The 26,166-nt window shown below is 45.8% G+C and carries 20 protein-coding genes; 11 read left to right on the forward strand and 9 right to left on the reverse strand.

Going from position 1 to position 26,166, the window contains the following annotated elements:
- The first annotated feature begins 31 nt into the window (after nucleotides 1-31).
- Nucleotides 32-763: a 2Fe-2S iron-sulfur cluster-binding protein gene (locus F8L24_RS05515; RefSeq protein ID WP_294952863.1), complete on the forward strand. Its 732-nt coding sequence runs from the start codon at nucleotides 32-34 to the stop codon at nucleotides 761-763.
- A gap of 200 nt (nucleotides 764-963) precedes the next feature.
- Here F8L24_RS05515 and F8L24_RS05520 read toward each other — a convergent pair whose 3' ends face one another.
- The 3 genes from F8L24_RS05520 to F8L24_RS05530 form a co-directional block, all read right to left on the reverse strand.
- Nucleotides 964-1,368: an acyl-CoA thioesterase gene (locus F8L24_RS05520; protein WP_294952866.1), complete on the reverse strand. Its 405-nt coding sequence runs from the start codon at nucleotides 1,366-1,368 to the stop codon at nucleotides 964-966.
- A gap of 87 nt (nucleotides 1,369-1,455) precedes the next feature.
- Nucleotides 1,456-1,749 carry a nucleotidyltransferase domain-containing protein gene (locus tag F8L24_RS05525; RefSeq protein ID WP_294952869.1) on the reverse strand — a complete coding sequence of 98 codons (294 nt, stop codon included), beginning with the start codon at nucleotides 1,747-1,749 and terminating at the stop codon, nucleotides 1,456-1,458.
- Between the two features lie 33 nt (nucleotides 1,750-1,782).
- Entirely contained in the window at nucleotides 1,783-3,063 is a 1,281-nt protein-coding gene (locus F8L24_RS05530; protein WP_294952872.1) for a 3-isopropylmalate dehydratase large subunit, read from the reverse strand.
- 233 nt (nucleotides 3,064-3,296) lie between these two features.
- Between F8L24_RS05530 and F8L24_RS05535 the strand changes: the two genes are divergently transcribed.
- From F8L24_RS05535 to F8L24_RS05580, 10 genes are all read left to right on the forward strand, one after another.
- Nucleotides 3,297-4,682 carry an NFACT RNA binding domain-containing protein gene (locus tag F8L24_RS05535; RefSeq protein WP_294952876.1) on the forward strand — a complete coding sequence of 462 codons (1,386 nt, stop codon included), beginning with the start codon at nucleotides 3,297-3,299 and terminating at the stop codon, nucleotides 4,680-4,682.
- 139 nt (nucleotides 4,683-4,821) lie between these two features.
- Nucleotides 4,822-5,580: a phosphatidate cytidylyltransferase gene (locus tag F8L24_RS05540; RefSeq protein WP_294952878.1), complete on the forward strand. Its 759-nt coding sequence runs from the start codon at nucleotides 4,822-4,824 to the stop codon at nucleotides 5,578-5,580.
- A gap of 3 nt (nucleotides 5,581-5,583) precedes the next feature.
- A complete protein-coding gene (gene dxr / locus F8L24_RS05545; RefSeq protein ID WP_294952881.1) occupies nucleotides 5,584-6,669 on the forward strand; it encodes a 1-deoxy-D-xylulose-5-phosphate reductoisomerase in 1,086 nt (361 codons plus the stop codon).
- 57 nt (nucleotides 6,670-6,726) lie between these two features.
- Nucleotides 6,727-7,260, forward strand: a complete 534-nt coding sequence (locus F8L24_RS05550) for an alpha/beta hydrolase (RefSeq protein WP_294952884.1) — start codon at nucleotides 6,727-6,729, stop codon at nucleotides 7,258-7,260.
- A gap of 25 nt (nucleotides 7,261-7,285) precedes the next feature.
- Nucleotides 7,286-8,299, forward strand: a complete 1,014-nt coding sequence (gene tsaD, locus F8L24_RS05555) for a tRNA (adenosine(37)-N6)-threonylcarbamoyltransferase complex transferase subunit TsaD (RefSeq protein WP_294952887.1) — start codon at nucleotides 7,286-7,288, stop codon at nucleotides 8,297-8,299.
- Between the two features lie 366 nt (nucleotides 8,300-8,665).
- A complete protein-coding gene (gene gyrB / locus F8L24_RS05560; RefSeq protein ID WP_294952890.1) occupies nucleotides 8,666-10,981 on the forward strand; it encodes a DNA topoisomerase (ATP-hydrolyzing) subunit B in 2,316 nt (771 codons plus the stop codon).
- 5 nt (nucleotides 10,982-10,986) lie between these two features.
- On the forward strand, nucleotides 10,987-12,414 hold the full coding sequence (locus F8L24_RS05565) for an EAL domain-containing protein (protein ID WP_294952893.1): 1,428 nt from the start codon (nucleotides 10,987-10,989) through the stop codon (nucleotides 12,412-12,414).
- A 10-nt stretch (nucleotides 12,415-12,424) separates the two neighbouring features.
- A complete protein-coding gene (gene queF / locus F8L24_RS05570) occupies nucleotides 12,425-12,802 on the forward strand; it encodes a preQ(1) synthase (RefSeq protein ID WP_294952896.1) in 378 nt (125 codons plus the stop codon).
- Nucleotides 12,803-12,909: 107 nt separating this feature from the next.
- Entirely contained in the window at nucleotides 12,910-13,146 is a 237-nt protein-coding gene (locus F8L24_RS05575; protein ID WP_294952899.1) for a helix-turn-helix domain-containing protein, read from the forward strand.
- A gap of 53 nt (nucleotides 13,147-13,199) precedes the next feature.
- Nucleotides 13,200-13,541 (forward strand): DUF2853 family protein, encoded by a 342-nt coding sequence (locus F8L24_RS05580; RefSeq protein ID WP_294952902.1) that lies wholly within the window; start codon nucleotides 13,200-13,202, stop codon nucleotides 13,539-13,541.
- 4 nt (nucleotides 13,542-13,545) lie between these two features.
- Here the strand turns inward: F8L24_RS05580 and F8L24_RS05585 are convergent, their stop codons facing one another.
- The 6 genes from F8L24_RS05585 to rpoB all read right to left on the reverse strand — a co-directional run bounded on the left by F8L24_RS05585 (nucleotide 13,546) and on the right by rpoB (nucleotide 26,062).
- Nucleotides 13,546-13,911 (reverse strand): hypothetical protein, encoded by a 366-nt coding sequence (locus F8L24_RS05585; RefSeq protein WP_294952905.1) that lies wholly within the window; start codon nucleotides 13,909-13,911, stop codon nucleotides 13,546-13,548.
- Nucleotides 13,912-14,109: 198 nt separating this feature from the next.
- Nucleotides 14,110-16,200 (reverse strand): elongation factor G, encoded by a 2,091-nt coding sequence (fusA, locus tag F8L24_RS05590; protein ID WP_294952908.1) that lies wholly within the window; start codon nucleotides 16,198-16,200, stop codon nucleotides 14,110-14,112.
- Nucleotides 16,201-16,211: 11 nt separating this feature from the next.
- On the reverse strand, nucleotides 16,212-16,679 hold the full coding sequence (rpsG, locus tag F8L24_RS05595) for a 30S ribosomal protein S7 (RefSeq protein ID WP_294952911.1): 468 nt from the start codon (nucleotides 16,677-16,679) through the stop codon (nucleotides 16,212-16,214).
- Nucleotides 16,680-16,800: 121 nt separating this feature from the next.
- Complete coding sequence (gene rpsL / locus F8L24_RS05600; RefSeq protein ID WP_294952914.1) at nucleotides 16,801-17,175, reverse strand: 30S ribosomal protein S12; 375 nt, start codon at nucleotides 17,173-17,175, stop codon at nucleotides 16,801-16,803.
- Between the two features lie 207 nt (nucleotides 17,176-17,382).
- Nucleotides 17,383-21,912 carry a DNA-directed RNA polymerase subunit beta' gene (gene rpoC, locus F8L24_RS05605; RefSeq protein ID WP_294952917.1) on the reverse strand — a complete coding sequence of 1,510 codons (4,530 nt, stop codon included), beginning with the start codon at nucleotides 21,910-21,912 and terminating at the stop codon, nucleotides 17,383-17,385.
- Nucleotides 21,905-26,062, reverse strand: a complete 4,158-nt coding sequence (gene rpoB, locus F8L24_RS05610) for a DNA-directed RNA polymerase subunit beta (RefSeq protein WP_294952919.1) — start codon at nucleotides 26,060-26,062, stop codon at nucleotides 21,905-21,907. The genes rpoC and rpoB overlap by 8 nt, the downstream gene beginning before the upstream one ends.
- Nucleotides 26,063-26,166: the final 104 nt, after the last annotated feature.

Genomic DNA, 26,166 nt, shown 5'->3' on the forward strand with positions numbered 1-26,166 from the left:
ACAGCACCCTACAAAAGAATCAGGAGTCCCTATGCAAATAAGTATCTTTCGTTCCGAAACCAACACCCATCAGAACTACAGGCTTCCTGCGGGAGAGATACCCCTTCTGAGTGCACTCGTTTACATTAAAGAGACACTGGATGCCACCCTGACCTTTTCCGCGGGATGCCGTGCATCTGTCTGCGGTACCTGTGCGGTACGGGTGAACGGCAGAGAGGAACTTGCCTGCTCCTACAAGGTCAAGCCGGGTGATGTCATCGAACCGTTGCAGTACCATCCGGTCCTGCGTGACCTGAAAGTGGACAAAGAGCGTGCCATGGCCACCCTCAAACAAGGTACCACATGGCTGCAGGAGTTCAGGGAAGCCTCCCTATCACATCAAGATGAGAAACGTACAGAGAAACAGACAGACTGCATACTCTGTGATGCCTGCTACTCCGCCTGCCCGGTCTTTGCCGTCAACCCTGAGTTTTTGGGGCCCTTTGCCCTGACCCGTGCCTTCCGCTACACCGAAGACGGACGTGAAGGCGATGCCAAAAGCATCATAGACACTATCCAGACAAACGGCGTGTGGGATTGTACCCTATGCGGAGAATGTACGGCAGTCTGCCCCAAAGGCATCGACCCGAAAATGGACATTACGATGCTCAGAGGCGAGTCGGTCAAGCACGGGCATGCCGACCCCTCCTTTGCCACACAGAGTTTCGGTACACCGGATTTTGGAGGGGGAGGATTCGGGTTCGATCCAAATGCAGGGTTTTAAGCTTTAATGGTTTTGATTAGAGTAAGTGGTTTATTTTCTTGATAGAATGCCCATTATGTAAACCACCAAAGCCCTAAAACACGGCACTTTAAGGTTAGATCCATTTTGGTGAACCTTAATCCAAAAGTTTAAAGCCCTTATTTACGGGGTTTTCTGGTTTAAGGTTTGTATTATTTGAGAGAAAACTTAAATGTTCCACTTTAAGCATTTTTAAACCCCTTAATAACCCCTTCTGGAATCTTCATAGGTCTCATATTTTTAGCATTTACAAAAACCCATTCTGTTTTTCCTTCCAAAATAACCGCACCGTCATCTGGACGTGTAATCTCATAGCGACGGGTCGACATGATCTTCCCGATCTCTTCTATCCAAGTCTTCATCTGCAGTTCATCGTTCTCAAAAGCAGGTTTTTTGTATTCGATAGCGTGGGATTTCGCCACCCAGGTTCCGCCCAGTTCCAGACACTTTTCATAGCCGGAACCGACAGCCTGGGAATGCTTCGTTGCAGCATCGATCATCCAGGAGAGGTAGGTAACGTTGTTGACGTGACCGTTGAAGTCAATGTCTTCTTTGGTTACCTTGAAGGTATAGCTGAATTTTTTCATAATTCGCCTACAATTGGCTCAAAACGATACGCTATGGTAGCGATGGCATTGTTTATTTGAAGAAAAATCTCTTTGACCAAAGGATCATTATGCACTTATAGCCTCTTGCTCTATTTGTTTTTTGAGGTAAGTGTTCATTCTCTCCCGTATCTGAACAATATCTGTAGAAATACCCAAAAGCTCTTCCAGCTCTATGCGGATACGCGAGAGAAGAAAAAGATTGGAATGCCTGAGAGAGATAAAGACATCGACGTCACTCTCTTCTGTAGCCCTGTCTTTTGCATATGAGCCAAAAAGACCTATCTGTTCTATGCCATATTGTTCTTTATGCATCTCTTTGTAGGCATGAAGTGTTTCCAGAATTTTATCTTTACTTAACATCTTCTGCTCCTCTCTTTGTATCATTATAGCATATTAGATATCTCTCGGGTCGACAATCTTCCCGGCGATGGCACTTGCCGCGGCCACGGCCGAGTTGGCCAGGTAGATCTCGGAGGTTCTCGCACCCATACGTCCCACGAAGTTACGGTTGGTCGTGGCAACACAGCGTTCACCGTCTCCCAGAATCCCCATATAGCCGCCAAGGCAGGCCCCGCAGGTCGGGTTGGAAACCACGGCCCCCGCTTCGATGAGGATATCCATCAAACCTTCATGCTGTGCCTGAAGAAAGATTTTCTGTGTGGCAGGAGTGACGATCATACGTGTATGTTTAGCCACTTTCTGCCCCTTCATAATCTCAGCAGCAATACGCAAGTCTTCAATACGACCGTTGGTACAGGAGCCGATCATCACCTGATCGATCTTCAAGTCATCTTCTACGGCCTGCTCTACCGGCTTGCCGTTCGACGGGAGGAAAGGGTAGGCGATTACCGGTGAAAGGTTTGCCATGTCGATAGTGATCTCCTGACAGTAAACAGCATCGTCATCCGAATAGTGTATTTTCGGTTCAGACCGTAAGCCGCCATTGGCTTCTTTTCTCTCTTCAAGATACTGTCGAGAAACAGCATCCACAGCAAAAATACCATTTTTGGCACCCGCTTCAATGGCCATGTTGCACATAGAAAACCTGTCTGCCATACCAAGATGTGCTACACCGTCTCCTGTAAACTCAATGGCTTTATACAAGGCACCGTCCACACCCAAAATACGAATAAGCTCCAAAATGATGTCTTTTCCGTAAATATGCTCACCCGGTTTACCCACAAGATTTACCTTGATCGTCTCCGGCACTTTAAACCAGTTGCCGCCGGTGATAATAGAGAAGGAAATATCTGTCGAACCCATCCCTGTTGAAAAAGCACCAAGTGCTCCATGTGTACAGGTATGCGAGTCTGCACCGATGATGACATCACCGGGAATGACCAGCCCTTTTTCGGGAAGCAGGGCATGCTCTATCCCCATATCTTTCTCATCAAAAAAGTATTTCAGGTCATGCTTGTAGGCAAACTCTCGTGATATTTTTGCCTGATTTGCAGACGCGATGTCTTTTGCGGGAATATAGTGATCCATCACAATGGCAAAGCCATCCGGGTTGGCAAGTTTTTCTGCACCGCTTTCCTCAAATGCCTTAATGGAAATGGGTGTCGTAATGTCATTGCCGATCGTCATATCGATCGGCACTCTTACGATCTCTCCTGCATGAACTTCTTTCCCGGCATGCTCTGAAAAGATCTTTTCTGTAATTGTTTGTCCCATAGGATTTTCCTTAACTTTATAATCATTCAATTACGCGAATTATAGCGAAATATATTTATGGTAGAATTGCACCCACATATACCCATTTGGCATGGGTTTAATTTTACAATTCCTTCTCGCCACGGCAACGCTTTTACGAGAAATCATTTAGTGATTTCCTGCATTACGATTTAGCGTTAAAAGTGAGAGGAATTCTAAAGGGGCTTTGCTCCTTTAAAAGGAGACCTTTTTTAATGAAACTCTATGAACTCAAAGCCATTGCCGAACGTCTGAGCGATTTCAGCTATCTCTCCCGTGCAAGACGCATCGAAGACAATACACTCGAACTCGTATTTGACAAATCAGACAGTTACTTTTTCAATATGACCCGTGGCCACAGTTTCATTTACAAAGCTCCCAGCCAGCGTCCTCTCCAGGGCTACAATGCCCCTTTTGACACCCTGCTCCACTCCCTGCTCAGCGGAAGCAGACTTCTGAAAGTCGAAGTACCCAACGGTGACCGCATGCTGCGTTTTACTATCGCTCCGAAAAGCTCATACAAAGACAAGATCATCTGCCTGCAGCTTGAATTTACCGGGAAAAATACCAATGCCATTCTTCTGGACGAAAATGAAGTGATCATCGAAGCCCTCAGGCATATCGATGCGGAGAGTTCCTTCAGAGTAGTCCGTCCGGGGGTGGAACTGCTGCCCATTCCTCGTAGGGTGTTGTCTCCGGACAACACCTTGGATAATAAAAATAATCAAGAAGGTGCCGTGAGGGCACAGCACCCTACGGACATCGATGCCGTTTTGGAAGAACGCTACCATGTCATGCAGCAGAAACGTCTTGAGGAGATGAAAAAGCAGAAACTCTCTTCCGTCTCCAAGAAGATCAAAAAACTCTCGCAGCTGCTGGCAAAACTTCCTGACGAGAAGAAACTGGCAGAGGAGGAGAAGAAGCAGAAAGCGTACGGCAACCTCATTCTTGCCAACCTCTACCAGATCAAACCCTATGACACAAAACTGAAAACCTATGATTTCGAAGGCAAGGAGATCACGATCCCCCTTCCCAAAAACATCAAAGTGAACCGTATGAGCGACTACTTCTTCAACCTTTCCAAACGCGCCAAGAGTAAGGCGAAGAACATCCATATCGAAAAAGAGAACCTGGAGAGCAAAAAAGCCTTTTACGAAAATATCCATTATGCTCTCGAACAGGCCAGAGAGCCCTACGAACTTGAACTTCTGGTCCCCAGGCGCGGGAAATCACAGCGCAAGAAAGAAAAACTCAAAGAGGGGGAACTCTTCTGGATAGAAGATTACAAGGTCATGGTCGGACGCAACAGCAAAGAGAACCAGGCACTGCTCAGAAAGGCCAAAGCGAATGATATCTGGATGCACACGAGAGAGATCCCCGGTTCCCATGTCATCATCCGTACCGACAAACAGAACCTCCCCGACTCCGTACTTCAGGCTGCCGCCAAACTCTGTGTGGATTTCTCGACCGACCAGCCGGGAAACTATCTGGTGGACTACACCAAACGAAAGTTCGTCAAGGTCCAGGAGGGCTCCCATGTCGAATATGACAAATACCAAACCGTCGCGGTACTCAAAGAGGGCGTGGAGATCAGAATATAAACTAAGGTTTTGGAACAGCGACTTTAGTCGCTGATATGCGACTAAAGTCGCATCCCCATAGTGCATAACTTAATAGCATTATAGAGGCTTCTAATCGAAGTCGTGCTATAATCATTGCTAATATACTACAGGACAGGATATGACACGGATTTTTACAGACTATCAGGAACGCTGGCTTACAGGGATCGGGCTGCTTGCTCTGGTTGGATTCATTGGCTGGATAGACAGTTTTTTTGTCATGTGGCTTTTTTTGGGAGCCATCTACATCTTCGCCTTTTACGAAGCGATGAAACTGTTCAAACTGGTAGGGCCCGCTGCATATTTCTGGGCGGTACTGCTATGGCTGTTCGCTTACGTCTACCCCAATCCGGATGACCTATTCTACTTTGTCGCCATCATTTTTGGCGCATCTATTGCGTATCTCCACAACTTCGACAAACGGCTCATTCTGCCTTTTCTCTATCCGGTCAGCGGTATTTTCTTTTTCCTTATCCTCTATGAAGATTTCGGCATCTCTTCCATGTTCTGGCTGCTGGTAACGGTCGCCCTCACAGATGTAGGAGCCTTCTTTACCGGCAAGGCCATAGGGAAAACGAAATTTTCCGACACGTCTCCGAACAAAACGCTTGAAGGTGTCATCGGCGGCATACTTGTCGCTACGGCCGTGGGTACCTACATAGGACTTTATGTTGCTCCGCTCTGGATCGCCTTTGCCGTGACACTGCTGACCTCGATCGCCTCTGTTTTCGGTGATCTTTTCGAGTCCTACCTCAAACGTGAAGCCGGGGTAAAAGACTCGGGAGACCTGCTTCCCGGACACGGCGGCATACTCGACAGGATCGACGGCTACCTTTTCGGTGCGCCTATGATGGTCATTGCCCTAAGAGCATTTTTATAAGCTATGTCCATCGTTATTCTCGGTTCCACCGGCTCTATCGGGGTCAATACTCTCATTGTCGCCAAACGCTACAACATTGCCATTGAAGCTCTCGTCGCAGGGACCAACATTGACCTGCTCAATCAGCAGATCGCTGAACATAAACCCAAACGTGTCGCCATTGCCAACGAAGCTGACAGAAAGAGGGTCAGGCATCCCCACGTACTCTGCGGAAGCGAAGGCATACTGGAACTCATAGAAAGTACACAAAGCACCACGATAGTCAATGCCCTTGTCGGTTATGCCGGCCTGGCACCGACACGCAAGGCTGTTTCGCTGGGAAAACGCGTTGCTCTGGCAAATAAGGAATCACTTGTCGTGGCCGGGGAGTTTATTGACATGTCATTCATCACACCCATCGATTCGGAGCATTTCGGCCTATGGTACCTGATGAACGAACGCCCCTTCTCCAAACTCTACATTACGGCAAGCGGAGGTGCTTTCAGGGACTGGGAACTCGGCAAAATGAAAGAGGCGACATTCTCTGATGCCCTCAAGCATCCCAACTGGTCGATGGGGAACAAGATCACTATCGACTCGGCGACGATGACCAACAAACTCTTCGAGCTGCTTGAAGCCAAATGGCTCTTTGGCACTTCAAATATTGATGCTGTGATTGAAAAAAGATCGATGATCCATGCACTCGTCGAATTTGTAGACGGATCCACAACCGCCCACTTTGCAGGGGTGGACATGAAACTGCCCATTGCGTTCGCTCTCAAGGGCGAAATAACGGACGAAATACTCCCACCTACAGACCTTCTCGGTATCGGGACAATGGAATTCCTGCCCATAGAGGCCGACCGCTACCCCATCTGGAACATCAAAGAGCATATCCTTCAGAACCCGCATCTTGGCGTCGTGGTCAACGCTGCCAACGAAGTCGCCATCCAGGCGTTCCAGGAAGAGCGATGCTCCTTTTTCGGAATGAGCGATATGGTTTTGGATGCCTATGAGAAATTTGGAGATGTCAGAGCAGCAAACATAGATGAAATTATTAAAATTGATAAAGAGGTAAGAGCATATGTTGGTTCATTCAAATCTATGTAGGGGTGCCCTTTATGGGTACCCACAAGGGATAGCACTACAGTTAAAGAAGGTACCTCTATGAAAATCCTTATCCTCCATGGCTGGGGCGGTTCGGATGCACCGCACTGGCAGGCGGAACTTGCCTGCGAAACGGCAAAGAATTACGGAACGGTCAGTTTCCCTCTGCTGGACAACTGTCATTTCCCCAGCAGGAACCGCTGGATAAAACAGGCGAAAGCTGTTCTTGAAGATTTCAAACCCGACACTGTGGTCTGCCATTCTCTGGCCAACACCCTCTGGTTCTGGCTCTGCGAAGAAGAGATGGCAACGGTGGAAAGGCTTTTCATGGTCTCTCCTCCAAGTCTGACAACAACCGAGAGTACCATCAAAACGTTTTTTCCCTGTCCCCTGCCGGACACCCTTCATGCCAAGAAGGTACAGATGATCGTTTCAGACAATGACCCCTGGATCTCGGTTAAAGAAGCTTCCCGGATCGCGAAGCATTACGATATCCCTCTAACCGTTATCGAAAAGGCAGGTCATATCAACGCAGACAGCGGATACGGTAAATGGCCGCTGATAGAACAATTGGTGATGGAGAAAAAACAGTGATCGTTTCAAACATAAAGGATGATAGTTGATTTTAAGCATAGAGTCCAGCTGCGACGACAGTTCTATCGCCGTCACCGAGATCGCCACCCAAAAGATCGTTTACCACAAAAAGATTTCCCAGGAAGCGGAGCACTCCTGTTACGGCGGTGTGGTACCGGAGCTGGCTTCAAGGCTGCATGCGGTAACCCTGCCCAGGATACTTGCAGAGACAAAACCATGGTTCGGAGAGCTCAAGGCGGTCGCGGTCACCAATCAGCCCGGGCTGGGCGTGACACTCCTTGAGGGGATCGCCATGGCCAAAACACTGGCGGTGCTGGAAGATATCCCTCTGATCCCCGTTCATCATCTTAAAGGGCATATCTATTCGCTCTTCATAGAGAAAGAAACACGTTTCCCTCTTTTGGTACTCTTGATCTCCGGCGGACATACACAAATAATTCGGGTTAAAGATTTTGGACATATGGAAATACTTGCAAGCAGTATGGATGATTCCGTAGGCGAAAGTTTTGACAAATGTGCCAAAATGATGGGTCTTGGTTATCCCGGAGGGCCGCTCATTGAGGCACTCGCGATCAAAGGGGATGAAAGCCGCTTTAACCTGCCCGTACCCCTGCGTAATTCACCGCTTATAGCCTTTTCCCTCTCTGGATTGAAGAATGCCGTACGGCTTGTCGTAGAAAAACTTGGAGGGGCAGAGAAGATGACAGAACAGGACAAAGCAGACCTCTCCGCTTCCTTTCAGAAAGCAGTCAAGCTGCATCTGCTGCAAAAAAGCAAAAAGATCTTTGCCAAAGAGCCCATCAAAGATTTTGCCATCGTGGGAGGTGCTTCGGCCAACCAGTACCTGAGAGATGCTTACGAAGGTCTCTGCCGGGAATTTGGGAAGACCCTGCACGTCGCCCCCCTCCAATACTGTTCGGACAACGCAGCCATGATAGGAAGGTATGCCATCGACGCCTATGAACGCAAACAATTTATCGATCCTAATGCAATAGACATCGTGAGTACGAAGAAACAGCAGGCGGGAATGTTGCTGTAGCATTCAGCGTTCTTGTATGGAACGATGACATAAAATACTTCTACTGTCAAGACTTTTCATGCTTTATACCCATAACAGTTCATGTCGCTCATGTTTTTCTTTCTTTGGTTCGTTCTCTTTCTTTTCGTCATGAGACAAAAGAAAGAAATGAACGGGGAGTATAAACAAAAACCGTTTAATCACAGCGTGATATCAGGACACTGCAGCCTTAAAAAACCCTAAATAATTTCCTCATTGGAAGCAGACCCAAAAATACAAAAAACGATATTCGGCAAAAAGCCGTCAAATCCCGGCTGTATCACGCTTTCCCTAAGTTTATTTCGATAAAATATATAGTAATAATACCCCAAAAAACGGAGTTTCAATATGGCAGAATATGGTGCAAGCAACATTAAGGTCCTCAAGGGACTTGAAGCGGTCAGGAAAAGACCCGGAATGTATATCGGTGATACTTCCACAAAAGGGCTTCACCATCTGGTCTACGAAGTAGTTGACAACTCTATCGATGAAGCAATGGCCGGCTTCTGTGATACGATCAAAGTGACACTGACCAAAGCAGGTTCAGCGATCATTGAAGATAACGGGCGCGGTATTCCGGTAGCAGAACACCCGACAGAAAAGATATCGGCTGCGACTGTCGTACTGACAGTGCTGCATGCCGGCGGTAAATTTGACAAAGATACCTACAAAGTATCAGGCGGACTTCACGGAGTGGGGGTCTCCGTTGTCAACGCACTTTCAAAAGATTTGCATCTGTCAGTATACAAGGATGGAGAGATTTATGAACAATCTTTCAAAAAGGGCATTCCGCAGGAACCGCTTAAAGCAACAGGGACCACACGAAAGAAAGGTACCAAGATCGAATTCTGGCCGGATGATTCCATTTTCACGGAGGGCGTAACATTCCAGAAAGAGATCCTGATGAAGCGCTTCAAAGAGCTTTGCTATCTCAATCCGAGTATTACCATTGACTTTAAAGATGAGCGGGACAGTACCAGGGAAAAGTATCATTTCGAAGGGGGCATCAAGCAGTTCGTTGAAGATATGAACACAAGACCGCCCCTTACCAAAGCACAGTTCTTCCAAGGTAAAGCAGATGATATCGAAATCGATATTGCACTCATGTACTGCGACGCCGACTCGGAAAAGTCGCTCTCTTTCGTCAATAATATCAAAACACCGGACGGCGGGACCCATGAAGCCGGATTTAGAGCCGGGCTGACACGTTCGCTCGCAAGCTACATTGCCAAAAATGCCAATGCCAAAGAAAAAGGTGTCAAGATCACCGGGGATGACTGCAAGGAAGGATTGATAGCCATCGTTTCCGTACGGGTACCCGAACCCCAGTTTGAGGGACAGACCAAAGGAAAACTCGGTTCATCCTATGTGCGTCCACTGGTGCAGAAGTTCTTTTCGGAAAATTTTAATAAATACCTTGAAGAGAACCCCATAGAGGCAAAAGCCATTATGGCACAGGTACTGCTTGCCGCACGGGGAAGAGATGCCGCAAAAAGAGCCAAAGACCTCGTTAAACGCAAAGATTCCATGAGCATCGGAACCCTTCCCGGAAAATTGGCCGACTGCCAGAGCAAAGATCCTGAAATCTCAGAAATCTATCTGGTGGAAGGGGATTCTGCCGGCGGTTCGGCAAAACAGGGCCGGGACAGGGTCTTTCAGGCGATCCTGCCGCTCAAAGGAAAGATCCTCAACGTTGAGAAGGCCAGACTGGAAAAGATCCTCAAATCAGACGAGATCAAGAACATGATCACAGCACTGGGGTGCGGTATCGGTGACGAATTCAACGAAGAGAAACTCCGATACCACAAGATCATCATCATGACCGATGCCGACGTCGACGGTTCACACATACAAACCCTGCTGATGACCTTCTTCTTCCGCTTCCTGCAGCCGGTAGTGGAAAAAGGATACCTTTATCTTGCACAGCCACCGCTTTACCGCTACAAAAAGGGAAAGAACGAAACCTATTTGAAAGACGACAAAGCACTCAACGATTTTCTTATCGAAAACGGTATCTCTGTCATTCAGAGCGAGACCATGGGAGAGAAGGACCTGGTCGATCTCTTCAAGCTTGTAGCCTACTACAGAATGACTCTCAAAGAGATTGAAAAACGTTTTGCCCTGCCTGAAGTACTGCGATATATGATCGAAAATCCGGATATCATCGGTACATCCAACAAAGAACTGGCAAAAACACTTGAAAAATATATTGCCGATCTTGGATACAATATTTTGAACAAGACGATTACCGAAGACAGGCTGCATTATTTCGTACAAACCAACGACGGACTGGAAGAACTGATAGTGGATGAGACACTCTTTACCAACCCGCACTACAATGAGGCGATCCATATTCACCAGAAGATCAAAGAACACATTACGGACGAGTTTAAAGACAAAGACCTTCTGGCACTCTTTGCAGAAGTGGAAGCATCGGCCAAGAAAGGGGCCTATATACAGCGCTACAAAGGTTTGGGAGAGATGAACCCCGAACAGCTCTGGGAAACGACTATGACCCCGGAGAACAGAAGACTGCTTCAAGTCAGGATCAACGACAGCCAAGAGGCAAGCGACACCTTTACGCTTTTCATGGGCGATGAAGTCGAACCAAGAAGAAACTACATCGAAAGTCATGCCAAAGATGTAAAACACCTGGATGTTTAAGACGTATGCTTCTTTCAGAACGCGAAGAACGGGAACGGCGCTTTAAGCTTGCCCTTCGGGCAGGGATCCCTATACTCCTTCTGGTTTCTCTGGTATTTTACAGTCTCTTTTTCCGGGGCAGCCATATACACTTCAACCTTGAGACTACGTTCATTATGATGAGCATTCTCTTTATTACAGTCTATTTTATCTATTTTCTAATAGACTTGAGTGTCAAAGAGACCCTCATCGACCAGACCACACAGGGCTTTAACCAAAAAGCCTTTATCACAAAGCTGCAAAAATACAGACCAAAAACACTGGTACTGCTTATTGTCAAAAACCTCTCAACCATTAATGAGAACTACAGTGCAGAACAGGTGGACCTGCTACTCTACAACATTATTCACAAACTCAACCAGGAATTCAGGAAATACGGACTGAACAAAGTACTTATTGCAAGACGGTACGGTGCAGAATTTCTTATTGCCATAGACCGGGACAGTGATGACATCGAAACTATTCTGGAAAATTTTATTACCAAGTATCGCAATATTGACGACATAGAACTGGACTATACCTATGCTGCCGTTACCAATACAGGCAAAGAACTGGAAAAAGATATCATTTATCTGAAAGACCTTATCGCCATCGAAGAGAAAAGCTTTAATATACCTGCGGACAACCATAAGATCCAGGATGCAACAGAACTCTCCAAAATTGAGCAGAGTATTCTTTTTGCGCTCAAACACGAAAAACTCTACCTGTCTTTCAGACCTATTCTCAATACAGGAAGCAATCAGATCGACATGTATGAAATTTCCGCCAAACTTCATGACCAGAAAGGTGCCGATATCCTGCCAAGGGTTTATCTGCCTATCATTAACCGTATAGGTCTCGGCAGAGAATATGACATGGTACTGCTTAAACACATTATTTCACTGCTTCCGCTTGTGGATGCACATATCTCTTTCTCCTTTAACCTTTCGCCTTTTTCCCTGAGGGATGAAAGTTTCCAAAAACAGTTTTTCTCTTTATTGGAACAGCAGGTTGACCAACCCTCACGGCTAATCATTGAACTGTATGAGAGAAAGACCCACCATAACCTCAGCGGATATCTCAAGACGCTGAAAAAGTTCAGAGCACAGGGTATCCGTATCGCCATTGACAACTTCGGTTCATCCAATGCTTCAATGGAATATATGAAACACTTCAATTTCGACCTTGTACAGTTCGACCGGGATTATGTAACCAAACTGGATGACACCACTACGTACGCTATGTTAAGCTCATTGGTTTCCATGTCAAAGGAACTGGGAATAGTGACTGTGGCCAAATGGGTAGACAATACTGTGCAAAAAGAAAAGCTCATTGCGCTCGGCATTGACTACCTTCAGGGGTTTGGTATCGGAAAACCCATCAACGAAACCAAACTGCTGAAACAATACAATTAAAAGGAACCCTATGAAATACGGTGAAAAAGAGATACAGGAATTTAATATTGATGCAGAAGAAAACTTCTGGCCCAATGAACATGCAAAGCACTATACGATCAACATAGAACTCCCCGAGTTCATGTGCCTTTGCCCCCGTTCGGGCTATCCTGATTTTGCTACGATGAAGCTCTCCTATGTCCCCGACAAAAAAGTCATCGAACTCAAAGCACTCAAACTTTACATCAACTCATTTATGTACAGACATATTTCACATGAAAATTCTGCCAATGAAATCTTTGATGCTCTCTACAGCAGACTGGAACCAAGATCAATGCAGCTCATTGCAGACTTCAATCCAAGAGGGAATGTCCATACGGTCATAGAGATCGACAGTGAGAAGTTCTGATATCCAAACGGTTTTATGACAATATGACATATATTTAGTCACTGATCCAAAAATCCATTATCATTCCTTTTATTACCGCACCAAGTAAATACCTAAGAAGGATGATAATGATGGATTTCAGAACTGTCATGCAGCGTATCAGAGAGATACTCATCGCACAGAAAAAGAAAAAAAAGATACTGGACAGAGAGATTGCCTCCGCACTGCATCTGCAGCCGCAATATTTTGCAGTTATCAAAAAACGCAACAAAATTCCGTACGAGGCGATTGCCTATTTTGCACAAGAACATCAAATAAATATGAACTGGATATTACTTGCGCAAAAACCGCAATATTTGACCTAATCGCCAAGAATAGCTATAATCTATATATCCCAATACGATATAAAGGAATATTCATGAGCACATTAGAAGAGAAAATAGCCCATTACACTGCCGTCAACAGTGATCTTGGCCTTGGTCTGGAAAAAGACCTTATTGCCAAAGTCACCAAAGGACTTGGTCCGTCTATCTACAAAAGCGACTCGGAACTTGTTTCCTGCAGCAATAAAGAAGAATTGGCAAGAGTCAGAGAAAATTTCCTGAAAAAAAAGCTTGGATTCAAAGGACACGAAGATGATCTTGACCATGCGGTCAAAGAAGCCTGTGAAGCCATGGGGACTTCCAACCCCAAAAAATACAGAGCACTTTTTTATGCCCTGCTCGTCAGACGCCTGGGGAGAGAAGACGTTTACGACTAAAGCGTTAGATCCTGATAAAGAGGAGATACTTTTTCCTCTCCTCATTCTTCCCGAAACCCACTATCTCCATATCATTGTACTGGGCATTCACATCCATTCTAAGCTCGTACATCATCGTATCCATATCAGATATCAAGAGCAGAGGCATAAGTTCGCCTACGGTAACCCGGGAGTCACTTTTGTCTATGTGAAAGACAAGTTGTCTGCGTACCGGATCGAGGTCATATGTGTTCAGAGGTGCTTCGCCGGCATAGGTCAGTTTGGCGGGATCATTTGCTTCTTCTTTCAAAAGCCCGGCAGTCAGTACATAATCTTCCGCATTGGCAATGGATTCACGTATGTCTTCTATGAGGTCTATGATGACTTTCATGGATTGCTTCCTTGCGTTAAAATTAAGAAATTATAGTATAAATGTTTGAATATATAGGGAAACACGTAAGGTGAAATCATTAAGATCTCTGTTGAGTTGTATCCAGATATGAATGTTTGGGTAAAGGGGCTTACGTAGGGTAAGTGACCGAACGAAGCAAAGCCCGTTCGGTCAAATATACGGTAAAGAAATCCGAAATTAGCTATTACGCTTTTCGATGATTTCCTTCGCCACATTCTGAGGAACTTCCTCGTAATGATCGAATTCCATAGCATAGGTTGCACGGCCCTGAGTCATAGATCTCAGGTCTGTGGAGTAACCGAACATTTCTGAAAGAGGAACGAACGCATTCACGATTTTGTTACCCGCTCTATCATCCATACCGTTCACCTGCCCACGTCTTTTTGCAACGTCACCGATGACATCACCCATGAACTCTTCAGGTACTTCCACTTCCACTTTCATCATTGGCTCAAGAATAACAGGGTTGGCTTCTCTACAACCGTCTCTGAATCCCATAGAACCTGCAAGTTTAAACGCCATTTCAGAGGAGTCGACATCGTGGTAAGACCCATCATAAAGTGTTACTTTCACGTCTTCAACCGGATACCCTGCCTGGATACCTCTTGCCATTGCTTCCTGTACACCTTTGTTCACCGGCTGGATAAATTCTTTAGGAACAACCCCGCCTTTGACTTCATCAACAAATTCATACCCGAAACCTGGTTCCTGCGGCTCGATCTTGAGGAATACGTGACCATACTGTCCGCGTCCACCGGATTGTTTCGCGTACTTGTACTCTTTGTTGACCGCTTTACGGATGGTTTCACGGTAAGCAACCTGCGGTGCACCCACTTCAGCCTCAACATTAAACTCTCTCTTCATTCGGTCTACAAGGATCTCCAGGTGAAGCTCACCCATTCCCGAAATAATTGTCTGACCGGATTCTTCGTCTGTATTGACACGGAACGACGGATCTTCCGCAGCAAGCTTGGAGAGTGCGATACCCATTTTTTCCTGGTCAGCTTTTGTTTTAGGCTCAACCGCAACAGAGATAACCGGATCCGGGAAGTCCATTCTTTCAAGAACCACTTTGTCTTTGTCTGAACAAAGGGTATCTCCGGTCGTTGTATTCTTAAGACCAACAACCGCACCGATCTCACCTGCATAGATCTCAGAGACTTCTTCTCTTTTGATCGCATGCATTTTCATGATACGGCCGACTCTTTCCTTCTTCTCTTTGGTAGAGTTCAGTACATAAGAACCGGACTCAAGCGAACCTCTGTAGACACGGATGAACGTCAACTGTCCCACGAACGGGTCAGTCATGATCTTGAATGCCAATGAAGCGAATGGGCCATCATCAGTAGACTCAACAATGACTTCTTTGGTCTCGTCATCCATTTCAGTACCTCTGATCGGTGGTGCTTCAACCGGAGACGGAAGGTAGGCAACAACAGCGTCAAGCAGTGTCTGAACACCTTTGTTTTTAAAAGCAGTTCCCGGAAGCATAGGCACAACGTGCATACCGATAGTCGCCGCCTTGATACCAGCTACGATCTCTTCTTCAGTAAGTTCTTCGCCTTCCATATATTTTTCCATCAGCGTTTCATTACCGTCAACTTCAGAGATACCTTCAATCAGTTTTTCTCTCCACTCATCAGCTTGATCTTGAAGTTCAGCACGGATTGGCTGTACATGGTAGTTAGAACCCATTTCAGCGTCCTGATCCCAAACAACTTCTTGCATTTTAACAAGATCAACCACGCCTTCGAAGTTCTCTTCCGCACCGATAGGAAGCTGGATCACCAGCGGATTCCCTTTAAGTCTGTCTCTGATCTGTCTTTCAACTTCCAGGAAATCAGCACCGGTTCTGTCCATTTTGTTGACAAATACAAGTGAAGGTACACCGTAACGGTTTCTCTGTCTCCATACTGTCTCTGATTGCGGTTGAACCCCACCTACAGCACAAAATACAGATACAGCACCGTCAAGTACTCTCATCGATCTTTCAACTTCGATTGTAAAGTCAACGTGGCCCGGAGTGTCAATAATATTGATCTGTTTGCCCAACCACTCACATGTTGTTGCAGCAGAAGTAATCGTAATACCTCTTTCCTGCTCCTGCTCCATCCAGTCCATTGTTGCTGCACCGTCGTGAACTTCACCGATCTTGTGTTCAACACCCGTATAAAAAAGGATTCTTTCCGTTGTTGTTGTTTTACCTGCATCAATGTGCGCGGCAATACCGATGTTTCTTACGTCTTCAAGTTTGTGCGTTCTTGCCATAACTTAGTTCCTTACCATCTATAGTGGGCAAATGCTTTATTCGCTTCTGCCATTTTGTATGTATCTTCTTTCTTCTTGAAAGCAGAACCTTTTTCAGTTGCAGCATCCATCAATTCATTGGACAGACGCTCCATCATAGTTCTTTCATTTCTTTTTCTTGCTGCATCAACGATCCATCTGATCCCGAGTGACTGCTGTCTTACAGGTCTTACTTCAATAGGTACCTGGTATGTTGCACCACCTACTCTTCTTGATTTTACTTCCATGACAGGCTTGACGTTATCCATCGCTTTGTTGAATATTTCAATACCTTTTTCGCCCGTTTTTGATTCAATTCTTTCTAACGCTGCATACATCACTTTTTGTGCTGTACTCTTTTTGCCATCAAGCATAACCGCATTGATAAATTTTGTTAATACTTTAGAACCGTATACTGGATCTGGCAGTACCGGTCTAACAGGAGCTTTTCTTCTTCTCATTAAGATTCCTTCAATTTATATAATTTACTCAAGTCTTGTCCCCTAAGGATATATGACAACACCTGTCTCAAGCTCATCTCTAAGCTAAACTTTTATTTTTCTGCCTGTCAATAATCAGAGATTATTTTTTAGGTTTTTTCGTACCGTACTTAGAACGTGCAACCGTTCTGCCATTTACACCTGATGCATCCAGAGCACCACGAACAATGTGATACTTCACACCAGGTAAATCTTTAATCCTTCCTCCACGTACGAGTACGATAGAGTGCTCTTGAAGGTTGTGACCTTCACCACCGATATATGAGATCACTTCAAATCCTGATGTGAGTCTGACTTTTGCCACTTTTCTAAGTGCTGAGTTAGGTTTTTTTGGAGTTGTTGTGTAAACTCTTGTACATACGCCTCTTCTCTGAGGACATTTTACGAGCGCAGGTGATTTTGATTTTTTCACTTGCTTTTTACGTTCTTTACGAATCAATTGGTTAATTGTAGGCAAATCGTTTCCTTTCTTTGTTAGTTTGAATTGAATCTGGCTGTTACACCATAATTAAAGACTCAAAAAGCCCTTATCTATGGTCTACAGAGATAAAAATGGAGGCATATTATATCGAAAAATTCTTTGTTTTTTCTTATGTTTAAGTAATGAACTGTGCGGGAGGTATTCATGCCACGCAAAAAGTGACATGAATGGGGGAAATACTGCTTATTTGTCCATAGAAAATTTGATCTCGTCAGAATCGACCATACCTGTACCTACAGGGATGAGTCGGCCGATAACGACATTCTCTTTCAAGTCTTCGAGCATATCTACCGTACCTGCGATAGACGCGGAAGTCAATACTTTCGTCGTATCCTGGAAGGATGCCGCAGAAATGATGGAGTCCGCCCCGACCGCTGCACGGGTAATACCCACGAGCATCGGCTCGGCAATTGAAGGTTCACCGCCAAGCGCAAGAACTCTCTGATTCTCTTCCTGGAACTTGCGGCGGGAGATGATATCTCCGGCGATGAAGTTTGAGTCACCGCTTTCCACCACTTTTACCTGTCTCATCATTTGGGAAGTGACGATCTCAATGTGTTTGTCAGAGATGTTAACCCCTTGTCTGCGATAGACCATCTGTACTTCGGAAACGATATATTCATACAGCGCTTTTTCTCCAAGCGCAGCAAGGATGTCATGGCTTGAGACAATACCGTCAGTCAGTTTTTCGCCGGCATGGACATATTCACCCGTATGCACAAGTGCCACTTTGTTCTTGTCAATGAACTGCTCGGTGATCTGGCCATTGTCTCCGGAAATGATCAGTCTCTCTTTTCCTCTGAGCGGCTTACCAAAGCTTACCACACCGTCAATCTGTGCAATCAGAGCAATATCTTTCGGGCGTCTTGCTTCAAAGAGTTCGGAAACCCTTGGAAGACCCCCGGTAATATCTTTTGACTTGATCGCCGCCTTCGGTGTTTTTGCCAGAATATCGGCGATATTCACTTCCTCTCCGTCCTTCACAAAAAGGATCGTTTTAGGATCAAGCTGATAGCGGATCAACTCTCCGGACTCTGTCGCCAGTGTGATCGCCGGCTTGTAGGCTGCCGGGATATATTCGTTCAGTTCCAGTCTGGTATCACCGGTCACTTCATCGAACTGCTCGACCACGGTCACACCAGGAATAATATCTTCGAACTTCAACGTACCCTTCTGCTCGGCAATGATCGGTTCAGAGTACGGATCCCACTCAGCGATCACTACCTGTGTCATTTTCACTGGTGCGGAAAGTGTCTCTCCCCTCTCTACTGTTGCATTATTGTCCACATGCACCACAGAACCTCTTGAAATATAATGCCTTCCCGCTTCTCTGTTGTTATCATCGACAACAACGGCAAAGAGACCTTTTTCTTCTACTTTGTCTCCTGATTTCACACCATCATGCGCTTCAAGGTAGTCGCCTTTGAGCAGGAAGAATTTCACGGTACCTTTGGCTTCAGAAAGTACTTCCTGTGTTACAGGCGCACCATCTTCAACCTTCAGTTCGGAAGCAAAAGGAATTCGGCTAGGAATAGACCAGCCCTCTTTGATCACTTCTACAATAGAGTCACCCTCTTCCACCAACTCTCCGTCTTTAAGCGGCAGGAAGAGTTTCCCTTCGATCTTGCCGGCAACACCTGCAAGCTCATTCGACTTGGCAACATCCGATTTTCTCAAAGTATACTTGACTTCGTCATCTCCGTTGTTCTCTACAGAAATAACCACTTCATCGTGTGTAACCGCGATGGAGACTTTTCCTTTATGTACTGCTTTGATCTTCGGTTCAACCAGAAGCACCCCGGCATTTCTTCTGTTCGCAACGATCAGGTTGCCGTCCGTGTTACGATAGACAGAAAGGTTGTAGTACCTTACAAAACCTTCCTTGGTCGCGACAACCGAACGTTCTTCTTTACCTGCTGTTGCCGTACCACCCGTGTGGAACGTTCTCAGTGTCAGCTGTGTTCCCGGCTCACCAATGGACTGTGCGGCAATAACACCGACCGCTTCACCACGTTTGACGATCTTGTTGTCCGCCATATTGAGACCGTAGCATTTCGCACAGATACCTTTAGGTGCTTTACAGCTTGAAGGTGCTCTCATAACGACAGATCTCACTCCCGCTTCCTGTACTCTTGCGGCTGTCTCTTCATCGATCATCGTGCCCTCGGAGACCAATACTTCAGCTGTGATCGGATCAATAATATCTTCCGCCAACACTCTTCCGTAAATTCTGTCTGCCAGAGGTTCGATCATTTCGTTACCTACAACGATATCGGAAACTTCCACACCTTCATGCGTACCACAGTCCGTCATGGAAATCTTTACATTCTGTGCAACATCGATCAGCTTTCTTGTCAGATAACCCGCATTCGCTGTTTTAAGCGCAGTATCGGCAAGACCTTTTCTCGCACCGTGAGTAGAAATAAAGTATTCAAGTACATTCAGACCTTCACGGAAATTTGAGGTAATCGGTGTCTCAATGATCGACCCGTCCGATTTTGCCATCAGACCCCTCATACCGGAAAGCTGTCTGATCTGTGCAGCAGAACCTCTTGCCCCGGAGTCAGCCATCATATGCACCGAGTTAAATCCGTCCTTGTCCTGTCTGATAAGACTCATAAGACTCTCTGCGATCGAATTGTTCGCATCTGTCCAGATATCAATAATCTTGTTATAGCGCTCCTGATCTGTCAAAAGACCCGCAGCATACTGTCTCTGGATCTCTTTAACTTCCTCTTTGGCAGAAGCAACACGGGCCCCTTTGATCTCAGGGATTTTAATATCATCTATAGAGATGGAAACCCCTACTTTTGTCGCATATTTGAAACCCATATCCTTAAGATCATCAAGGAAACCGGCTGTTTCCGACACACCGCCGATCTTGTAAATGTAGTCGACCAGCGTCCCGATATCTTTTTTCTTCAAAATTTTATTCCAGTACTTTTCCGGTACATAGTCAGGAATAATCGACTTGAGGATCAGTCTTCCCGCTGTACTTGTTGCAATACGTCCGTCAAGTACCGTTCTGATACGGGCATTCAAGTCAAGTGCATTCTGCTCGAATGCAATCTCGACCTCTTCCACATTGGCAAAGAGTTTGTGCTGTCCTTTGACATCTTTCTTTTCCAGCGTCAGATAATACAGGCCCAGAATCATATCCTGTGAAGGTACCGCAATCGCTTTACCGGAAGCAGGAAGCAGGATGTTCATGGAAGCCAGCATCAAGACTTTCGCTTCAGCGATCGCCTCATCCGAAAGGGGTACGTGTACCGCCATCTGGTCACCATCGAAGTCAGCGTTGAAGGCAGAACACACAAGCGGATGCAGCTGTATTGCCTTACCCTCAATGAGTCTTGGGTGGAATGCCTGGATGGACAACTTGTGAAGTGTCGGTGCACGGTTCAAAAGAATAGGATAATTCTCAACAACCTCTTCGAGACATTCCCAGACTTCATTCTCCTGCTTCTCGATCATTTTCTTGGCCTGCTTCAAGGTCGTTGCATAGCCCTTGTCTTCAAGTTTTGCCATCAAATGGGGCTTAAAGAGTTCGATCGCCATTTTCTTTGGAAGACCGCACTGGTCCATTCTCAAGTCAGGACCGACAACGATAACCGAACGTCCGGAGAAGTCAACACGTTTACCCAGGAGGTTTTGTCTGAAACGTCCCTGCTTACCTTTGATCACTTCTGACAGTGACTTGAGCGGTCTTTTGTTGGCACCTTTTACTGCATTTCCGCGTCTTCCGTTGTCAAACAATGCATCTACCGCTTCCTGCAGCATACGCTTTTCGTTTCTGACAATGATTTCCGGTGCATCAAGTTCTACCAGTCTTTTCAGCCGCTGGTTCCTGTTAATCACCCTTCTGTAAAGGTCATTGACGTCTGAAACCGCAAATTTTCCGCCGTCAAGACTTACCAACGGTCTCAAGTCCGGCGGGAGGACAGGAAGCTGGGTCAGCATCATCCATTCAGGTCTGTTTCCCGAGTGAAGGAACGCTTCAATGACTTTGAGTCTTTTAACGATCGTCTTTCTTTTTGCTTCGGATTTGGTTGCCTGTATCTCCTCTTTGAGCTGAGCGAACATATCGACAAGATCAAGCTCTGCGAGCAGTTCCTGTACGATTTCACCACCCATCCTGGCATCAAGGCCTGTATCGCCGAAACGTGAAACGATCTGCTGATACTGTTCTTCGTTCAGGACATCATATTTTTGAAGCGGATTAAGACCTTCATTGTCGTAACTTGCCTCACCCGGTGTTTTGACGATATATGCTTCATAATAGAGTACACGCTCGAGGTCTTTCATTTTCACACCCAGAAGTGTACCGATCCGTGACGGGAGAGAAGAAACATACCAGATATGCGCCACAGGTGCAATAAGATCGATGTGCCCCATTCTGTTTCTTCTTACTTTTGAAGAAGTGACTTCAACACCACACTTTTCACAGACAACACCTTTATAGCGCATCTTTTTGTATTTTCCGCACAGACATTCATAATCCCTGATCGGTCCGAATATCTTCGCACAGAAAAGTCCGTCACGTTCCGGTTTAAGGGTTCTATAGTTAATGGTTTCAGGCTTTTTGACTTCACCGTAACTCCAGGAAAGTACTTTTTCCGGACTTGCCACTCTCAACTGAAGTGCTGCAATATCCTGCGGTCTGTCATCGCTGTTCAGGTCAATCGGTGTTAAATTCTCTAAAAACTTACTCATCTTCACTCTCCACTTCTTTTTTACTCTCATATAGCTCTGCATCAAGTCCAAGTGCCTGAAGCTCTTTGGTCAATACGAACATCGTTTCAGGCACACCCGAAGCCGGTACAGATTCACCTTTTGTCAATGCCCTGTACGCTTTTGCCCTGCCTTCCACATCATCTGATTTGATCGTCAGCATCTCTTTCAGCACATGTGCTGCACCATATGCTTCAAGTGCCCATACTTCCATCTCTCCGAATCTCTGTCCGCCAAACAGTGCTTTACCGCCGACCGGCTGCTGTGTAACGAGCGAGTATGGTCCGGTGGAACGTGCGTGTACTTTCTCATCAACGAGGTGGTGAAGTTTAAGCATATACATATATCCCACGTTGACACGTTCGATCATCTTCTCTCCGGTTTTACCGTCATAGAGTACTGTTTTGCCGTCAGTGTCGATCTTCGCCAGTTCAAAGAGTTTGTCAAACTCAGCCTGGTTTGTACCTTCAAAAACCGGTGCGGCAAATTTGACGCCTCTTGACCAGTCTCTACCATAGGCAAGAAGTTCTTCATCGCTCATATTGCCCAGTATTTCTTTGGCATTCATCAGCTTGGCGACATCGGCAATTTCAATCATCTTCGCCCTGAGCTCTTTAATGAAATCTTCTGTTTTATTCTCAAACATTGCCTCGATCTGTTCCCCCAGTCTCTTACCGACGAGACCAAGGTGAACTTCAAGGATCTGCCCGATGTTCATACGGGACGGTACCCCAAGCGGGTTGAGGATGATCTCCACCGGTCTTCCGTCTTCCATGTACGGCATATCGATTTCACGGACGATGTTGGAAACGATACCTTTGTTTCCGTGACGACCCGCCATCTTGTCTCCGACCTTGAGTTTTCTCTTTGTCGCAATATATATCTTGACCAGTTTCGTCACACCGGAAGGAAGGATGTCATCTTTTTCAAGAATATTCAACTTCTCTTCATGCTCTCCCTTCAGTCTCTTTTTCTGCTTCAAGAAATAATTTTTCAGTGACTCATATTCATTTTGTACTGCATCAGAGTAAGACTGCACCACACCCCTGAGTGCAAATCTGTTCACCCCTTTGATCGTTTCTTCATCGATTTTCGTTCCCGCTTTGAACTCAACGTCACCGACAGTCACATCTTTCGCAAGATCCTGTGTTGAAAGATAGCTTGCAATTCTGAGGATCTCTTCTCTGTCTATCATCAGAAGCTGATCATGGTGGTCAGAATCAAGGATCGCTTTTTCCTCTTCATAGGCTTGGATCGCTCTTGCATCTTTTTCATACCCTTTTTTGGTAAAGACTTTAATGTCAACAACTACCCCTTCCATTGAAGCAGGACAGTAGAGGGACTTGTTCACCACATGACCCGCTTTTTCACCGAAGATCGCTCTTAGCAGTCTTTCTTCCGGTGTCGGCTTGATCTCGCCTTTTGGAGAGACTTTCCCTACAAGGATCATTCCCGGTTTCACATAGGTTCCCAGCTGGACAATACCGCTTTCGTCAAGGTGAAGCAGTTCATCTTCACGGATATTTGGAATATCTCTGGTGATCTCTTCTGTTCCGTGCTTCAACTCTCTGGCTTCCACTTCTTTTTCATACGTATGGACGGAAGTAAAAGTATCTTCACGAATGATCTTTTCCGAAACAATGATCGCATCCTCATAGTTGTATCCGTACCACGGCATAAAGGCAACCATAATATTTTTTCCGATGGCAAGTTCACCCTGGTCCATATTGGCACCATCCGCTATGATCTGCCCCTTCTCTATCCTGTCACCGAGATGAACGATCGGCGTCTGGGTAAAAGTAGTATTCTGGTTGGTTCTCATATTTTTTTCAAGCGGATAACGGTCGATGAACACACCTGTCTCATCTTCACCCATGATGTAGACATTCTTTGCATCTACTTTTTCCACTTTACCGGTACGTTTCGCTTTCACTGCTTCCCAGGCATCACGGGAAACGATTGCTTCCATACCGGTACCGACTACAGGTGCTTCTGTTTTCAGAAGAGGGACTGCCTGACGCTGCATGTTCGATCCCATAAGCGCACGGTTCGCATCATCGTGCTCAAGGAACGGGATCAGTGCCGCAGCAGAACCGGAGATCATTAAGGGAGAAATATCGATCAGATCCACTCTCTTTGCTTCATTCAGCTCGATGTTCCCGTTCAGTCTTGTTTCAATAAGATCTTCAGCAATACGGCCGTCTTCTGTCAATACCGTTGAAGCAGGCGCAATACATTTGTCCTCTTCCTGCGTTGCAGTAATGTAAATGATCTCATCCGTGACCTGACAGTCTTTCACTACTTTATACGGCGCTTCTATGAATCCGTGTTCATTCACTTTGGAGTACGTTGCCAGGGTGTTGATCAAACCGATGTTCTGACCTTCCGGCGTCTCGATCGGACAGATACGTCCATAGTGTGTCGGGTGTACATCCCTGACTTCAAATCCTGCTCTTTCTTTGACAAGACCGCCCTCGCCCAGTGCAGAAAGACGTCTTTTGTGTGTCACTTCGGAGAGCGGGTTGGTCTGGTCCATGAACTGTGACAACTGTCCGCTTGAAAAGAATTCAAGGATCGTGTTTGTGATCATTTTTGAATTCACGAGATCATGCGGCATCAACTCGTCCAGTGTACCCGAAATCGTTGTCATTTTGTCCTTGATCGCTTTTTGCATCTTGACAAGACCGTTGTGCAGCTCGTTACCGAGCAATTCGCCGATCGCACGAATACGTCTGTTCCCCAAGTGATCCCTGTCGTCAATGTGTCCGTGTCCGTTTTTGACTTTGATCAGGTATTTCACCGTGTTGATAAGATCTTCCGCCGTCAATACTGTAGCATACTCGGGAATATCAAGCCCCAGTTTATGGTTCATTTTCATACGCCCGACTTTTGTAAGATCATATCTTTCAGGATCAAAGAAAAGTTGTCTTAGGAAAGATTTGGCCGCTTCAGGGGTTACAGGCTCTCCCGGTCTCATCACTTTATAGATACGTATTGCGGAGAGCACATTTTCATCATCGATCTCTTCTGTCTGTTTGAGCAGTCTAAGACTCTCATTGTCAGCGATAAAAGCATTGATGATCGATCTGTCCGTACCTTCTGCAAGGTCATTGATGATCTCTATACTGTCAATACCCTGCTCGATCATCTTTTTGAGTTTTGTTTCATCGAGCGGAGCAACCACATCATAAAGCACCTCGCCGCTTTCCTGGTCGATTACGGCTGTAGCCAAATGTCTTTCCATAAGCATTTCAAGCGGATACTCTATCCATTCGAGCCCTTCTTCAATGAGCTTCTGCGCTTTTTTCTTTGTCAGTCTCTTTCCTGCATTGACAATCGTATTGCCATTCATGTCTTTGACATCATATTCAGCACGTCCGCCAAAGTCATTCGGGTCGAATTTGGTCAGAAATCTGTTGTCTTTGATGGAAATCTCTTTTGTCGGATAGAACAGTTTTACGATATCCTCTTTGGTATAGTCAAGCGCTCTAAAGAGAATGGTTACCGGAATTTTTCTTCTTTTGTTGATTCGGGCATACAGGATATCTTTTGAATCATATTCGAAATACAGCCAGGAACCCCTGTCCGGAATGATCTGCGCAGAATAAAGCAGTTTGTGCCCCGCCGTTGTACTTTCCTCTTCTTTAAAGATAACCCCAGGTGACCGGTGAAGCTGGTTGACGATAACTCTCTCAACACCGTTCACGACAAAGGATGTACGGTCTGTCATCAAAGGAATGTCACGGACAAATACTGCCTGTTCTTTGATCTCTTTGGGGTCAAGTTTTTCACCGGTCTTTTCATCTCTGTTCCAGATGGTAAGGGCAATGTTCATTTTCAGTGATACTGAATATGTCAATCCTCTTTCCATGCATTCTCTGACGGTATATTTCGGTCTGATGATCTCTGAGTTCTTGTAGGTCAGGGTGAGTCTGTTCTGCTGGTCGTGGATGGGGAAAGCAGACCTGAATACACGCTCAAGTGTAGATTGCTTTCTGTCTCTCTCTCCCAGCATTAAAAAGTTTTCATAACTTTTTTGCTGAAGCTGCAATAGATTGGGAATTTCGATCTCTCTTGGGGTTTTGGAAAAATCGACGCGGAGTCTGTTACCGGAATGTAAAGAATTTAACATGGTTATCCTTATGTTTCATTGTTAAGAACGCTTGTAGAGCAAAGCCTAAAAATATTCAAAAGCCAGATAAAGTGCCCAGAGTATGCCATAGGGAGCACCTTAAC

Source organism: Sulfurovum sp. (assembly GCF_015493435.1).
Lineage (GTDB): Bacteria > Campylobacterota > Campylobacteria > Campylobacterales > Sulfurovaceae > Sulfurovum.